At 71.5% G+C, this 15,440-nt stretch carries 10 protein-coding genes; 5 read left to right on the top strand and 5 right to left on the bottom strand.

All coding sequences use genetic code 11. The features are described from left to right. Window positions 1-11: 11 nt before the first annotated feature. From ACWD0J_RS14835 to ACWD0J_RS14825, 3 genes are all read left to right on the top strand, one after another. Window positions 12-1,466, top strand: a complete 1,455-nt coding sequence (locus ACWD0J_RS14835) for a DHA2 family efflux MFS transporter permease subunit (RefSeq protein WP_451496186.1) — start codon at window positions 12-14, stop codon at window positions 1,464-1,466. 182 nt (window positions 1,467-1,648) lie between these two features. Further along, window positions 1,649-1,870: an acyl-CoA carboxylase subunit epsilon gene (locus ACWD0J_RS14830; protein ID WP_451496185.1), complete on the top strand. Its 222-nt coding sequence runs from the start codon at window positions 1,649-1,651 to the stop codon at window positions 1,868-1,870. Window positions 1,871-1,951: 81 nt separating this feature from the next. Next, complete coding sequence (locus tag ACWD0J_RS14825) at window positions 1,952-3,304, top strand: diacylglycerol/lipid kinase family protein (protein WP_451496184.1); 1,353 nt, start codon at window positions 1,952-1,954, stop codon at window positions 3,302-3,304. Window positions 3,305-3,452: 148 nt separating this feature from the next. Here ACWD0J_RS14825 and ACWD0J_RS14820 read toward each other — a convergent pair whose 3' ends face one another. From ACWD0J_RS14820 to ACWD0J_RS14800, 5 genes are all read right to left on the bottom strand, one after another. Next, on the bottom strand, window positions 3,453-5,834 hold the full coding sequence (locus ACWD0J_RS14820; protein WP_451496183.1) for a UvrD-helicase domain-containing protein: 2,382 nt from the start codon (window positions 5,832-5,834) through the stop codon (window positions 3,453-3,455). Then, window positions 5,831-12,835: a DEAD/DEAH box helicase gene (locus ACWD0J_RS14815; protein ID WP_451496182.1), complete on the bottom strand. Its 7,005-nt coding sequence runs from the start codon at window positions 12,833-12,835 to the stop codon at window positions 5,831-5,833. The genes ACWD0J_RS14820 and ACWD0J_RS14815 overlap by 4 nt, the downstream gene beginning before the upstream one ends. Before the next feature lie 95 nt (window positions 12,836-12,930). Then, entirely contained in the window at window positions 12,931-13,383 is a 453-nt protein-coding gene (locus tag ACWD0J_RS14810; protein ID WP_451496181.1) for a PIN domain-containing protein, read from the bottom strand. Further along, window positions 13,376-13,690: a type II toxin-antitoxin system Phd/YefM family antitoxin gene (locus ACWD0J_RS14805; RefSeq protein WP_451496180.1), complete on the bottom strand. Its 315-nt coding sequence runs from the start codon at window positions 13,688-13,690 to the stop codon at window positions 13,376-13,378. The genes ACWD0J_RS14810 and ACWD0J_RS14805 overlap by 8 nt, the downstream gene beginning before the upstream one ends. Before the next feature lie 13 nt (window positions 13,691-13,703). Further along, window positions 13,704-14,171, bottom strand: coding sequence for an ATP-binding protein (locus ACWD0J_RS14800; protein WP_451496179.1), 468 nt, complete (start codon window positions 14,169-14,171; stop codon window positions 13,704-13,706). Between the two features lie 148 nt (window positions 14,172-14,319). On the opposite strand from ACWD0J_RS14800, the gene ACWD0J_RS14795 reads away from it, so the two are divergent. Together ACWD0J_RS14795 and ACWD0J_RS14790 are read left to right on the top strand one after the other, a co-directional pair. Further along, a complete protein-coding gene (locus tag ACWD0J_RS14795) occupies window positions 14,320-15,240 on the top strand; it encodes a helix-turn-helix domain-containing protein (RefSeq protein WP_451496218.1) in 921 nt (306 codons plus the stop codon). Further along, entirely contained in the window at window positions 15,237-15,434 is a 198-nt protein-coding gene (locus tag ACWD0J_RS14790; protein ID WP_451496178.1) for a DUF397 domain-containing protein, read from the top strand. The genes ACWD0J_RS14795 and ACWD0J_RS14790 overlap by 4 nt, the downstream gene beginning before the upstream one ends. Window positions 15,435-15,440 lie beyond the last annotated feature (6 nt).

The raw sequence follows: 15,440 nt of genomic DNA, 5'->3' as shown, positions 1-15,440 counted from the left end.
GAGGACGAACCATGAGTGCCCAGACACAGGGCCACCCCGTCCGTACGTTCGTCATCGCCGCCGTGGCGATGTTCATCACCTCCCTCGACAACCTCGTCGTCACGACCGCGCTGCCCGCGATCCGTGACGACCTGAACGCCGGGCTCGACGAACTGGAGTGGACGGTCAACGCGTTCACCCTCACGTTCGCCGTCTTCCTGATGACGGGCTCCGCACTGGGCGACCGCTTCGGCCGGCGCCGACTGTTCATGATCGGTACGGCGATCTTCACCCTGGCCTCGGCCGGGGCCGCCATGTCCGAGACCGCCGACCAGCTGATCCTCGCGCGTGCCGTCCAGGGCATCGGCGGCGCGATCGTCGTCCCGCTGACGCTGACCCTGCTCTCGGCCGCCGTACCGCCCGCCAAGCGCGGCGCGGCCCTGGGCGCCTGGGGCGCGGTCGCCGGCCTGGCCATCGCGCTCGGCCCGGTGGTCGGCGGCGCGATCGTCGAGGGCGCGTCCTGGCAGTGGATCTTCTGGATCAACGTCCCGCTGGGCCTGGTCCTGATCCCCCTGTCCAAGATCTGGCTGGCCGAAAGCCGGGGCGCCGGCACCAAGCTCGACCTGACCGGCACCGCCCTGCTCAGCCTCGGCCTGTTCGGCGTGGTCCTCGGTCTCGTCCGGGGCGGCGCGACCGGCTGGACGTCGGGCGAGGTGCTGGCCGGCTTCGTCGTGGGCGGCGGGCTGATCCTCGCCTTCCTGGCCTGGGAGAACCGCGTCGAGCACCCGATGATGCCGCTGGGCCTGTTCCGCGGCCGGGCGTTCTCGATGACCAACCTGGCCTCGGTGCTGATGTACTTCGGCATGTTCGGCGCGATCTTCCTGGTCGCGCAGTTCCTCCAGACGGCCCAGGGTTACTCGCCGCTGGAAGCGGGCCTGCGGACCCTCCCCTGGACGGCGATGCCCATGCTCGTCGCCCCGGTCGCGGGCATCCTGTCCGACCGCCTCGGCGGCCGCAACATCCTCGCGATCGGCTTCGTCCTGCAGTCGATCGGCCTCGGCTGGTTCGCCCTGGTCGCCACCCCGACGGTCGGCTACGGGTCGCTCGTGGCCCCGTTCGCCTTCCTCGGCGTCGGCATGTCCCTGTTCTACGCCCCGGTCGTGAACATGGTCTTCTCCTCGGTCCGCCGCGACCAGGAGGGCATCGCGTCCGGCGTGAACAACGCGGGCCGCGAACTCGGCGGCGTGCTGGGTGTCGCCGTGCTGGCGGCGGTCTTCGCGGCCCAGGGCGGCTACGAGACCCCGCAGCACTTCGTCGACGGCATGATCCCGGCGGTGTGGGTCGGCGCGGCCGTGGTCCTGGCGGCGGCGGTGGCCTCGATGCTGATCCCGAGCGGGCTGCGGCCGGTGGGGGCGGCGGCGGAGGCGGCCGAGGCGGCGCAGGCGCACGACTCCGCGGTGGCGTCGAAGGTGACGGTGGCGTCCTGAGCCGCGCGCGTCGGGGCCCGGCGGCTCCCTGAGCTTTCGGGCCCACCCGAACCGGGCGGCCGGTCCACATCCCCCGGGGCCGGCCGCCCCCGCACGTCCTACCGGCCCTACAGGCCCTACCGGCCCTACCGGCCCTAAAGATCCGCGCCCAGCCTCACGTTCGAGATCGACAGGAGACCCCGATGTCACACCCGATGTCCGTCGAAGAGACCCTGTGGAAAGTCGTCTCAGGCTCACCGACCCCGGAGGAACTCGCGGCGGTGACCGTCGTCCTCTCCCTCCTCTTCCGCAAGGCCGAGGTGGACTCCGCCCCGGCGCCCGTCATCCCGCTCGCCCACTGGAGGCACGCCACCGCCCCGCGCACGGGGGGTTCCTGGCGGGCGCCGGAGCGGATCGCGTCGTAGCGGTGCCGCGTCGGCCGGCCGCTCGATTACTGCGGCACGGGCTCGGGTCCCTACGATGTCCGCCGACAGGCGGAGGGGATCATGGCGGTGGACACGTTCGGCGGGGACCACCGCGGACAGCAGTGGGCGGCGAGGGCCGCCCTGGCCGCGGCGGCCCTCGCCGTACTGCTGCCGCCGGCCTACGGCGGTGTGGACGGCGTCCTGCTGCTGACGGCCGCGGTCGCGGGCGCGGCGCTCACGGCGGCGGCGGTGTGGTGGACGCTGACCCTCCGGGGCGTCGTCCGCTGGGCGGCGGCGCTGCTCGCGGTGGCCGCCCCCGTGGCCCTCGTCGTCCTGCTCACGGCGACCCTCCTGTGGGTCCTGCCGGTGTCGCTGCTGCTGTGGGGCGTGGCCCTGTGGTCCGGCCGGTACGCCCTGCGCAGCACCGGACAGCGCACCCGCCGCATGCGGGAACACCGGACGCCCCCGCCCCGGCGCCCGTTCCTTCTGATGAACCCGCGCTCCGGCGGCGGCAAGGTGGCCGCGTTCGGCTTGAGGGAGAAGGCCGAGCAACTGGGCGCGTACGTCGTCCTGTTGCCCCCGGAAGGGCACCAGGACGTCACCGCGCTGGCCCGGGCGGCCGTCGCGGACGGCGCGGATCTGCTGGGCGTCGCGGGCGGCGACGGCACCCAGGCGCTCGTCGCGGCGGTCGCCGCCGAACACGACCTGCCGTTCCTCGTCATCAGCGCCGGCACCCGCAACCACTTCGCCATGGACCTGGGCCTGGACCGCGACGATCCCGCCGCCTGCCTCGACGCGCTCACCGACGGCGTGGAACTCCACGTCGACCTCGGCTTCGCCGGTGAGCACCCCTTCGTCAACAACGCCTCCTTCGGCGCGTACGCGGCGGTCGTCCAGGATCCCCACTACCGCGGCGACAAGATCGGCACCACCTGGGACCTCCTGCCCGACCTGCTCACCCGCCGGCGCGGCCCGGAACTGACCGCCCGCGCCGGGGACACGACGCTCACCGCCCCGCAGGCCGTGCTGGTGAGCAACAACCCCTACGGCACGGCCGACCCGACCGGCTTCGGCCGCCGCGCCCGCCTCGACACCGGCCTGCTCGGCGTCCTGGGCCTCAGGGTGGACAGCGCGGCCGAGGCGGCGGGCCTGCTCCTGGACCCCGACCCGGCGGGCCTGGCGGTCCTGACCGCCCCCGAGGTGGTCGTGGACGCCGACGCCCCGCAGATCGAGGCAGGCCTCGACGGCGAGGCCACGACCCTCACCACCCCGGTGCACTGCCGCATCGCCCCCGCCGCCCTACGCGTCCGAGTCCCCCGCACCCGCCCCGGCGTCCCGGAACCCCAACCTCCGTTCAACTGGCGCCAGCTGCGCAAACTGGCGGCATCGGTGGGGAGGACGGCGGGGGTGCGGGGGGAGAGGGAAAGGGTCTGAAGGCCGGGCTTGGGCCGTCGGCATGCTCCGCGCAATCCACTCCGTCCTGCCTCCCAACGCGACGGCGCGCACCCAGCAGCTTCAACACGGCGGCATGGCGAGTGCTCAGCCGATGACCACGACCCTGCACAGTCCTTCTCATCTGTGATCACGCCGCGGCGGATCCCGATGAACCGGAAGCTGATCCGTCCTTCCTGAGCAGGTCCGTTGCACGGAACGCCGTGTCGTCCGCGTCCGGTGGGAGGAAGCGGCTGGCCCTGCCACTCCAGGTGACGACGAGTTCGTCACGTGCGCGGGTGGCGGCGACGAACACCAGAGAGCGGGCTCGTTGCTCTTCCTGGCGGTAGCGGTCCGGGTTCGCGACCCGGTACCGCTCGATGCGCTGGTGCGGCACCTGGCCCTCGCCGACGGACGTCAGGAACACACGCTGGAATTCCAGACCCTTGAAGCGGTACATGGTGCCGATGCGCACCGCGTCCGTGCCGGACCGCACCCCGTCCTTGCCGAGCTCCACGGCCGGCAGGCGGAACTCCTTGACCAGGACGTTGGCGAACTCCTGGGCGGAGGCGCCGTCCGGAACACTGACGGCCATCGCGGAGTACGGCGTGCCGTACTCGTCGTGGCGTTCCTTGATGAGCGTGGCGACGGCACGCATCTCGGTCCGCCGGTCGGGCGCGCGCCAGAATTGAGGGGCCAGTCCGGTCAGCACCGACCGGTAACCGTCGAGGGTGTCCGTTCCGGTGTCGAGGTCGTCGAAGGGCGCCCCCTCGATCAGACGGTTCGCGCTGCCCAAGATCTGACGGGTGGTCCGGTAGTTGAGGGTCAGGCGGCGGGAGGCGCGGCCTCGGATCTCGATGCCCTGGTGGCTGAGGACGACTCGGCTGCCGTAGATGCGCTGGTGGGCGTCTCCGGCGAGGAAGATGTCGTTCGGCCCCTTGCGGACCATGGCGCGCAGCAGGCGCCAGTGCGAGGCGGACAGGTCCTGCGCCTCGTCGACGACGATGTGCTGGTAGCGGGGCTTGAGCCACATTCCGCTGCCCGCCTCCCGGTGGATGAGGTCGCGGCCGCCCTGCTCCTCCTTGTAGCGGGCCTGTTCCTCGACGCGGGCCATCCGGTGCTGTTCGAGGGATGCGGCCTGCTCGGCGATGAGCGCGTACGTCGTCTGTCGCGGCGGCGCCTCCAGGTGAGCCTTGTACGCCTGCACGAGCTGCCACACCTCGTGCCGCTGTGCGGTGGTGATCCGCGCGCGTCCCGAGCGGCTGACGCGCCGGTAGGCTTCCCAGGTACCGCACCGGCCTGCCAGGATCACGTGCTTGAACTCGGCGTCCAGGAAGTCGGCGTCGTGGTCCAGCAGGCCTGTCTCGTTGCGTACGGTGTGCCACACATTCATCGCCGCCTCGTCGTCCAGCGGCCGGCCCAGTTCTGTGCGGGACTCCTGGACGATCTCACGGGCGAGCGCGTCGATGGACTTCACGTCGACACGGCGCAGCAGTTCGTCGCCGCCCAGTTGCCCCAGCCGCTCTTTGAGGTCGAGGGCGAGGTTGGCGTTGTAGGTGGTGAGCAGCACGGGGCGGGAGTGGCCGGGAGGCAGGCGGTCGACGAGATGGCGGACCCGGTGCAGCGCGACGACCGTCTTGCCGGTGCCGGGGCCTCCGGTCACCTTCGCCGATCCCTTGAAGTCGCCGACGGCGAGGCGCTGTTGCTCCGGGTGGAGGAAGAGCCGCCAGGCGTCGAAGCTCCTGCCGAGGGCGCCCAGGACAGCGTCGTCGTCGGTTTCCGCCTGGGAGACGGCGCGCTGTGCCGCCCGTGCCCAGTCACTGGTGTTGACGTCTTCGTCGGCACGCCACTTGTCCGTGATGTGCTGCCGTACGTCCGCCGGGTCCACGCGGTCGCGCAGGGCGAGGAGGACGTCGCGGGTGAGTTCCGGAAGGTTGTGGGTGAGGAGTTTCTTGAACTGCTCGTCCGTGCTGACCTTGCGCAAAGCGGGCAGCAGGGAGGGGACCACGCCGAGGTCGACGAGCAGGTGGTCGTCGTACTGGGCGAAGAGGGGAGCGCGCAAGCTGCTGGTGAGGGCCGGGTTTGCGGTCTCGGGCGTGGGCTCGCCGGGCGGGGTGGGCGCGGGCGCCGGTTCGGTGCGGTCGGCGAGGGCGACGACGTTGGCGCTGACCTCGCTCTGGTCCACGACCTCGACGGCACCGGAGACCGGGTTGATCTCCACGGTGAGCCGGGTGAGTTCGTCGCGGGCCCGCGCCCCGTCACGGACCGCGAGGACCCGCATCTCGTCTCCGCCGTCCGTCGACAGGAGCAGCACCATGCAGTGGGTGTCGGCGCGGGCGAGGTACAGGTCTCCGTTGTCTCCCGCATGGCGCAGGAACTGCAGTCGCAGGGCCCGGTTGGTGCGGTCGGCGCGGAGCCGCTGGACGAAGTCCGCGACCGCGTCCGCGACGGCCGCGCCCCGGGGCTCCACGTCGCCGTGTGCCTGCCGGCCCACCTGTACCCGCGTCCTGGCCCGTCCCGCCCCGTGGTTCATCCCCCGACCCCCTCCTCGCCCAGCAGGAGGGCGAGTTCCTCGACGTCCCAGGCGCCCGGGGCGCGTACCTGCCAGCCGGCTGCCGCGCACTGCGCCATGTACTCGGTGTCCTCGGCGTCTTCGGCCAGGACGATTCCGATCTTAGGCCCGGGCCAGGCGAGTTCGACCGTGCGTGACACACCGTCGACGTCCCAGCTGGGCTTGCCTGCGGGGAGATCTCCGCGCTCCGCGAGCCGCTTGGCGAGTGCCGCGACCTCCGGGTCGCCCCATTTCGCCAGTTCGCCCACGACCAGCTCCCACGCGGTGCGCTCCACGGGGGTCAGGCCGTCGGCCGGTGCGGAGGGCTTGGCGGCGGTCGGCTCCTCGACCTCGGGCTGTTCGTCGGGCAGGGCGAGTCCGGTTCCCCTGACGTCCTCGCGCAGTGCGGGCAGCAGTCCGCTGACCGGGCCCGCCGTTGCGGCGAGCAGGGCGGCGTCGAAGGTGTCGAGGGTGGTCCTGGCGAGTGCCAGACCGTCGGCCTGACCGCCACCCGTCGGGTCCAGGAACTGGATGATGTTGCCCCAGCACAGCCATGCCTTCCACCGTCGCCGGTGCTCGGCCCGGTCGCCCTCGACGGCCTCCGGCCGGTCGTCGAGCACGGCCAGGGCGCTCCACCGCAGCGGCTTGCCCTCGGCGCGGCGGGCACCGACGGCGACGAGCGGCAGCCCCGAGTCGTCCTGGAAGGACAGCAGTTTGAGTCCTTGCCCCGAGACGGCCGACGCGGGTTCACCGCGCACGGCGGCGTCGATCCAGCCGACCGCCGTGACCGGATCGGCGTCGACGAGCTCCCGCCGGCGCAGGGCCGCCGGGACGCTGACGGCGAGCTGGGCGAGCTGCTGCCACTTGTTGAGCCGGGGATCGCGCAGGAACCCGAGCAGGGAGAGGATGGCTCCGCCGAACAGGAGCGTGTCCACGTCCGAGGGATCGCGTCGCGCCTTGCGCCACTGTTCGCGCATCAGCGCGCCGGGGCTGCCGACCGACGTCACGTCGTACGGCGGCCAGGCCGCGTCGGCGTCCGAGCCGGCGATGACGGCGGCCAGCGGGTCGAGTGGCGCGTCCGGGTCCGCCGCCGGTTCACCCTTCAGGGCACGGTCCCAGGCCGCGACGTCGTCCCAGGTGATCTGCCAGACGAGGATGCCGTCGGCGCGCAGCCGGGCACGCTTGGCCGCGTCGGCGGCGATGCGGTTGGTGCGGGCGGAGGCGTGCCAACGGTAACCGTCGAGGTAGACGGCGATCGGCAGCGGTGGCGCCCCGTCGGTGGTCGTCTCTCCCGCGACCGGCCGGAACAGCAGGTCCGGGCGGGTGCGGTAGCCGTGCAGGTCCTTCTGCGCGACGACCTCCCAGTGGACGTGGCTGCCGTCCGGCCGGGCGAGGGTGAACTGTTTTCCGTGCCTGCCGGTGGGCGTCGAGGCGTGGTCCGCCGACACCGCGTTGCCGGGGACTTCGAGCCATCGGTCGAGGCACTCGATGAAACGACGTTCCAGATCGCTCTCCGCCTGGTCGGCGAAGCGGAGTTCGGCGTCGGCGGAGTCCTTGCGGACGTCCCATCCGCTGCTGCCGTCGGTGCCCAGCAGGCTGTCCAGCAGCCACAGGGCTTCCTGCCGGTCGACGTACTTGTACTCCCGCTCCGGGGCGTAGCCGAGCAGACAGCGGTGGCAGGCGCGCCGCGGGGTGTCCTTGCACGGGCACTCCCTCAGCTCCCGCTGGGCGGCGGCGAGCACGGCCCGGAACTCCTCGCCGTCACGGTCCACGAGGCGTTGCAGATAGCCGGTGCCGCCGGGCAGGGCGTCGTAGAGAACGAGGTAGTTGCGGGTGAGGTCGGTCTCGCGGTCGGGTTCGGTGGCGGGCGTGGAGCGGATGTGCGCGGGGTCGCCGCCGTAGCGCTGGGCCAGACCGAGGTGGAGGGCGGCGGAGAAGGAGGCGAGGCGCTCGGGCACGTTCAGCGTGGCAGCGGGCAACAGGATGCGCAGGGCCTCCGTGCGGTGCTCGGTGGCGGTGATCACCGGCACGTCCTCCGGCGCCGCCTGCTTGTCGCGACGCCGGGTCGGGCACCACGCCCGGTGATGCGCCAGTTCGGCCCGGCCGAGCAAGGACTGGCTGAGCGTGTCCTGAGTGGGGCCGTGACCGGGCTCGCGGTCCGTGGCGCCCCCGCACCGCGGGCACACGGTGAACCCGGTGATGGCCACCTCTGCTCCGGCGAAGTAGGTGTCGTTGCGCCTTCCGTGCCGGCTCTTGCCCAGGTTGAAGCGACGGATGACCGCCTCGCGGACATGGTCCACGCCGAAGGTGGTCTTCTGGTGCCGCCAGGTCTGCCTGATGTCGCCCGGATCGATGTCGACGGCGGCGACGGTCGTGTACGGGGTCCGGTTGCGGTTGTCGTGGTCGTCGACGATCCGCGCGTCGTCCCGCTTGTCGTGGGCGGTGACCTTGCGGGGCACCACCACCCGGAAGAGGGCCGTGCGCCCGCCGATGCCGGGGCCGCCGCAGCGCGGGCACGCGGAGGTGTCCTGCTCCGCGTTCTCGCCGGTGCGGACGTGGCCGCATTCCTTGCACACCCGCCAGGTCCGGAGTCCGACGGGGGTGCCGTCGCGCGAGTCCTGACGGTTGGGGCCGAGTTCGAAGCCGTCGACGACGTGCCGGTAGCCGCGTACGTAGTAGGAGTTACCCGGGGCGAGTTCGGTGAGCGCGGCCTCGGCGGGCCGGTCGTAGGTACGCGGGTCGGTCTTCCAGCGCGCCTTGGGCGTCTCGTCCTTGTCCGCCGCACGGGCGTCCGTCGACCGGGTCCTACGCGCCGGTTCCTTGTAGCTGAGTATGGCTTCCAGTCGTACGCCGTCCTCGACGAGGCTGTAGTTGGGCAGCAGGCCGTGTTCGACGAGGAAGCTCTGGGCGTCCGTCTGCCCCATCTGTTGCAGAATCTTGGAGACGCCGGCCGCCTCGCGGCGGAGGCTGCGCTGCTCGCGCGCCTCGTCCTCCACGGCCTCCTGGAGCGAGTCGGCCGCGTCGTTGATCAGGGCGCGGCGCTGGAGGAGTTCGGCGCGTTCGGCCTCCCACGCCCGGATGGCACCGTCGATCACCTCGGCCAACTTGCCTTCGGCGTACCGCCGCAGCGTCTTGCGGGCGTCGCGGGAGACGCCCGAGCCGGGGACACCATCCATCTCGGGGAACAGGCGCAGGAACGCGTCCGCGAGATCCACACGTCCTTGCGTCGCCTTGCGGAACAACTGCAACCAGCCGGTACGGCCGACCAGTTGAGTGACCCGGTCGGGCATGGGCGGTACGTCCTCCAGGGCGCCCCGGGCGGCGCGGTCGATCAGGTAAGCGGTGAACTGGCGGCACAGCAGCTCCCCCGCGGACAGGAAGCATCCGGGCGGCAGGATGGGACCCGCGATCAGATTCCGCGGTTCGGCGAGGTGGTACAGCGCGCGGGGGCTGGTGTCGGCCAGCGTCACCATGAACGCGTTGCCGGTGGCCCGCCCCGCGCGGCCGACCCGCTGCACGTACCCGGCCGTGGACGGCGGCAGCGAGGCGAGGATGACCGACTCCAACTGGCCGATGTCGATGCCCAGCTCCAGGGTCGGCGTGCACGACAGGACGTTCGGGTCGGTGTGCTGGACGCCACGCTTGAAACCCTTCTCCACCTCCTCGCGTTCCCTGCGCTTGAGAACACCGGTGTGTTCGGCGGCGACCACGCTGTACGGCTCGGCCTCCCGGTAGAGACGCCGGTAGTAGTCGGAGCGGTAGTCGCGGGCCGCGCGTCCGCCGACCTCCTCCGAGGGCCGGGCGAGGGCTCCCTCGCACCGCTTGAGCGGGCAGCGCGTGCCCTGCCACACCGAGGCGCGCTCCGGCGGCACGGTCTGCGTCCAGCCGCACTCGGGGCAGGTGAGGGCGGCCCACGCGATCTGTTCGTCGTCCAGCGGGCGGACCCGGATGTGCCCGGGGGTCAGCCCGTACACCCCGTGCCCCTGTTGCTTGTCCGCCTGGTTGGTCCGCCGACGGGCCAGTGCGCCGATGTCGTCGAGGGACAACACCTCGAACAGTTCCGCCAGATAGGCCGCGGCCGTCTCCCGGTCCAGGCCGAGACACCGCTGGGTGAAGTCGACGTACCAGCTGTCCCGGGTGTTGACCCGTTCGAAATCGGTGCGTCCGCTGCGGGCGCCGACGAGGACGAACGCGGGAACCGCGGAGTTGCGGCCGAACGCGGGCATGCCAGGTTCGCGGAGGGTGGTGAGACGGGGGTGCCGGTTGCGGCCCTCCTCGTCTATGAACGGGTCCAGCCACCTGTGGTGGATGCCGCCGATCTGCCGGACGTGCTCCAGGAGCCCGCGCACATAGCCCTCGAAGTAGCGAAGCCGCTCCGGGCTGCCCTCGGCCGGGATGACGGCTTTCGGTGTTCCGGCCGCGTCACCGTCCCCCTCCCCCGGCTCCACGGCCATCGGCAGGAGCTCTCCCTGCTTCACTCGGAACAGCGACTCCGCCGCATTGGCCGCGGCCTCCGGATTAGGCAGATGAACCTCGGCGGCGACCGTGCGGGTCAGTTCGAGGGTTCGGCCCAGCCGGGAGTAGAGGCCGAACTCCAACAGGGTGTTGAAGGCGAGGCGCTCGCCGACCAGTTCCCAGGTGGACTCCGGGATGCGCTTCTTGCCCGCGAGCAGGCGCTTGACCGGGTCCACGTCGTGCAGGTCGGGCGGTACGACGGAGGCGAGGAGCCGCTCTTCCGGGACGGCGGCCCGGCTCACCAGGGAGGAGATCAGCTCGTTCAGCGGGACGCCGTCGGCCTCGAACTCCGGGCTGCCGCTGATGCGTTCCGTCAGCTGCTCGTGGATGAGGGAGCGCAGCGAGAACTTCCAGGAGCGGCTGGCCACGAAGCCGGCGCGGTGGGCGGCGTCCTGCACCGAGTCGTTGAAGATCAGGATCCTGCGGCGGTCACGCTTGTCCTTGTCCCGTTTCGGCAGTTCGCCGCCCGTGAACAGCTGAGTGACGACGACAGAGGCGAGCGGGGCGACACCGGCGCCGAGGAAGCGGATTCCCTGGGCCTGGCCGCAGGCCGGGCAGCGGTCCTGCTTGGCGTAGTCGCTCTGTTCCTGGTTGTCGAACCAGGTCCACACGTACACGCCGTTCTCGGGCGCGGGAGCGATATCGCCCCCGTCGAGCAGGACCTCGTCCGGGTCGAGCCTGCGCAGGGTCTTGCCGTTGTCCTCCAGGACCAGCAGGGTCGCGTCGTGCGCGGCACCCCGGCGAGCTCGGCGGGCCGTCCTGCGTGCCAGCAAGGCGCGGGCCTGCTCGGCCGCCTCCGCCGGGGTGGCCCGGATCATCGCCCGCACCCGGCCCTTGGCGGCGCCGCCCGCCACGCTGGCGCGGTAGATCTCGTCCGGCGCGTGCACTAGGTTCTGCGGGTTGCGGTCGGGGCAGATCGCCGCCCAGCCGGAGCGGCCGCAGTGCCGGCAGTAGGCGGCGGGCAGCCGTCCGGAGCGCTGCACCCGGCGACGCCGTTCGGTCTGTGCGGCCAGGGCGACGGCCCGCCGTTCCTCGTCCTCGCGATCCTGTTCGGTGAGGGCGGCCTGGTCCTCGTCCGACCAGGAGAAGACCGGTTCCGGCGCGACGAACCGCAGGACGCGCGACAGGGCCCGGAGCCACAGGTGGTTCTCCACGAGGAGCAGCGGCCGCTCCTTCTCCGTGGACTCCTTCGGGTCGCGCGCCATCGAGATCAGCGCCACGAACCGGGCGAGCGCCGCGGCGGCGGTCTCCGGGTCCTGTACGGCGGCGGCCCGCCAGGCCGACGCGGCGGGGAACGCCTGGAGCGCCTTGGCGGACGTGAGGGGCTCGTCCTTCGCGCCCAGCAGCGCGTGCGTGAGGGGATGGGCCAGCAGTCGCCGCCCCAGTTCGCGCGGGTCGGCCGTGTCGCACCCGACCGTCAGCTGGGCGACGGCGTCCATGCCGCCGGGCGTCCGCGCCGGGTCGGGCAGGGCGGCCAGGTCGGCGGGCGACGGCACGGGCAGCGAATGATCGACGGGAGACAGGAACTCCTCCACATCCCGCCGGTCCTCCCCCACCACGGCGTCGTCCGGGAACCGTGTCCCGAACACCTGCGAGGCCACGTCGAGCATGGCGCGGGGCCCGCCGGCGGCGCTGCCGGACCCGAGCGTCGCGGATGTCGCGACCGGACAGATCGACCCGAGCGGCCGTCCCTCCTCCGCGGCCCCCACGACGGCCGCGAGCCGCCGCAGCAGCATCGCCACGTCGGTGCCCTGCGCGCCGTCGTACGTGTGGAACTCGTCGATCACGACATACGCCAGATCGGCGTCCCGCCACAGCGGGGCGTCCTGCTGCCGCTGCAGCAGCAGATCCAGCATCTTGTAGTTGGTGATGAGAATGTCCGGCGGATTGCGACGGATCTCCGCGCGGTCCACCTCCACCCGCCCGTAGGGCGCGGTGCCCCGGGACGAGGCCTCGCCGATGTACAGCCCCGCCGTCACCTCGTCCAGCCGCCCGTCCCGCTCCATCTGCTCACCGAGGCGCCCGGCCTGGTCACCGGCGAGCGCGTTCATCGGGTACAGCAGGACGGCCTTGATGCCGGGCTTGCCGGCCGCCTTCGCCCGCCGGCAGTGATCGAGTACGGGGATCAGGAAGGACTCCGTCTTGCCGGACCCCGTACCGGTCGTCACCAGTGTGGGCTGCGGCTGGTGCCCGTCCTTGCTGGTCAGACGGGCGAACGCCTCTGCCTGGTGCGCGTACGGCGGCGGGAAGTCCGCCGGATACCAGTCCAGGTGCAGCTGCCACCCGTCCGCCGCCGGACGGAAGGGACGGCGGATCCGCAGATACGGCCCCCGGAACAACCCGTCGGCGGGATCGGTCAGGAAGTCCTCCAGGGCCTCCTGGGTATCGGGCTCGGCCAGCGCGAAGGTCGTCGTCAGATACTCGACCGTGGTGTCGCGCAGCGTCTGCGCGGCCAGTGTGGGTCTCATGACGCGCGGTGGCCCCCGTCTCCCGTTGTCGTCCGTCGATCGGAATCGATCACGTCCCACTCTACGAGCGGGCACCGACAACGGGAGCGGACAAGTCAGAGATCGTCCGGGAGCAGCCGGAAGGCCGGGTGGCCGGTCAGCGGTCGCATCATGCGGAAATGCCGATCGGTCGTGAACATGTCCGCCGTCTGATAGGCGGCCGCAAGCGCCACGTTCATCGCGTCGGCGAGCCCCACGCCCGCGCCGGAGTCAGCATCGGCATACCCACGCATGACCGCGATGGCGCCGCGCAGGTGAGGGGCTGTGTCGGGAACCGTGAAGCGGCGCGCCTCGGCCTGACAGGCGATGAAGTCCAGAGCGTTCAGAGCGGCCGCGAGCCCGATTCTCCGCGTCAGCAGATAGTCGAGCTCGGTGAGCACCAGGGGAGAAACCACGAGGTGGCCCACCCGGGCGAGGGCGCTCCTGTGGTCACTGTGGCGCGGATCCTTCGGTACGAACATCCGGTACAGGGCGTTGGTGTCAGCGATCGCGACCGGGACGTCACTCATCGCCGTCCTCCGGGATTCCCGCGCCGCCCATGCCCCGCAGCGTCGCTTCGATCTCGTCGTCATCGAGCACAGGTCCACCGAGGTCCGGGAAGTCCAGGTCACCCATCGGATCGGTGCGGAATGGATAGACAGGCTTCTCGTCCTTGCCCACGGGATCCGCGGGCGACGGAGGAGCGGTCTCGTCCGTCACCGGCGACAGTATGGCGACCGGCCGACCGTTCTTGGTCACGGTGATCCGCTCGCCGCGCTCGGCGGCGGCGAGGATCTTCGAGGCGTTCTGGTTGAACTCGCGAGCGGTCGTCTCCATGTACTACACCGTACTACCGCGCGAGCGTGTACTCAGCCCAGACGGTTTTGCCCGGTCCGTCCGGGCGCGGGTGCCAGTCCCAGCGGGTGGCCAGACCCGATACGAGGAGTAGCCCACGGCCGGCCTCATCGGCGCCGGTGATGTCCGAGGCGGGAGGGCGGCGAGGGAGGCGTTCGGCGCGGGTGTCGGTGACCTCGACGCGTACGGCGCGACCGTCGGCGGTCGCCTGGACGCGGAGACGGAAGTCCCGGCCGGGGACGTGGCCGTGCCGGACGGCGTTCGCGGTCAGCTCGGCGACGATCAGGACGATGTCGTCGTGGGGCGCGGTGCCGTACGAGATGCCCCACGCGTCCAGCCGTACGGCCGTCAGGCGGCGGGCGAGGCGGGCGCCGCGGGGCGTCGAGGTGAAGCTCATCTCGAAGGTGCCGTCGGGGGTGATGAGTTGCGTGAGGCCGATGGGGCTGTCGGGCTTGGTCGTCATGCCGATAACGGTCCCGTCGGTGGCGTAGCGTGACCAGTGGTGACGCACTGACGCGACCCGGTTGTACGCGCGGTGCGGCTACGAGTACGAGGTGCGCGGCGTGACGACGTCCCGGGGCGGGCGTTGGTCCGGGGAGGCGGTGCTTGGGATGACGGGTGTGGACAGGGATGCGGGTGCGGTTGCCCTGCCGGGCGGGGGCGGTGGAGCCGTGGTGAGCCTCGCGGACGGGTGGGAGAGCGGTGACGGGGTGGGGCGGCGGCCGGAGGACGAGGCCGGGAAGGGCGTGGTCTGCGCGTTCGGCAAGAACATGAAGACGCTGCGCCTACGGGAGGGGCTGGACCGCGAGGAGTTCGGCAGGCGGCTCGGATACTCGGCCGCGACGGTGGCCTCGTTCGAGCAGGGGCGGAGGATTCCGTCACCTCGGACGATCGACCGGGCGGATGAAGTGCTGAGCGCGGGCGGGTTGTTGAGCGTGTGGAAGGAGGAGGTGGAGCGGGCTCAGTATCCGGGGTTCTTTCAGGGGATGGCGGCGTTGGAGAAGGAGGCCATGGAGCTGCTCGCCTACGACACCCTCGTCTTCAAGGGCCTGCTTCAGACTGAGGAGTACATGAGGGCGCTGCTGAGGATGCGGCGTCCGGTCCTGGATCAGGAGACCATCGAGCAGAGGGTGGTGGCACGGCTGGCCCGGCAGGACATATTCGACCGGTGGCCTGCACCGTTGCTGAGTTTCGTGCTCGACGAGTCGATTCTCCGACGTCCGTACGGCGGAAAGGACGTACTGAGGGGGCAATTGGAGCATCTGCTCCTGATCGGCCAGAAGCGCAACGTCGCGATCCAGATTATGCCGCTGGACCGCGAGGAAAGCGCGGGCGTGGACGGGCCGTTCACCGTCGTCACACGCAAGGACGGCAAGAAGTTCGTGTACGCGGAGGCGCAGGGCACTGGCGCTCTTCAGACCGACCCGGAACAGACGGCTCTCGCCGCAGCACGCTATGGGATCATCCGATCACAGGCTCTCCCTACGCGAGAGTCGCTGGAGCTCGTCGAAGGGTATCTGGGATCGCTATGAACAACGCTGAGTCCTCGACCATTACCTCTGGCCTCGCCTGGTCCAAGAGCAGCTACAGCGGAGCCGAGGGCGGCGATTGTGTGGAGGTCGCCGCCGGTACGGCCGCTGTGCACGTCCGGGACTCCAAGGACGTCACCGGGCCCGTTCTCGCCGTGTCGCGTGAGGCTTGGGTGGGGTTCGTCGAGTTGATCTGACGCTCA

It is taken from the genome of Streptomyces sp. NPDC003011 (assembly GCF_053591515.1).
This window is presented reverse-complemented; position numbering and strand designations above follow the sequence as displayed.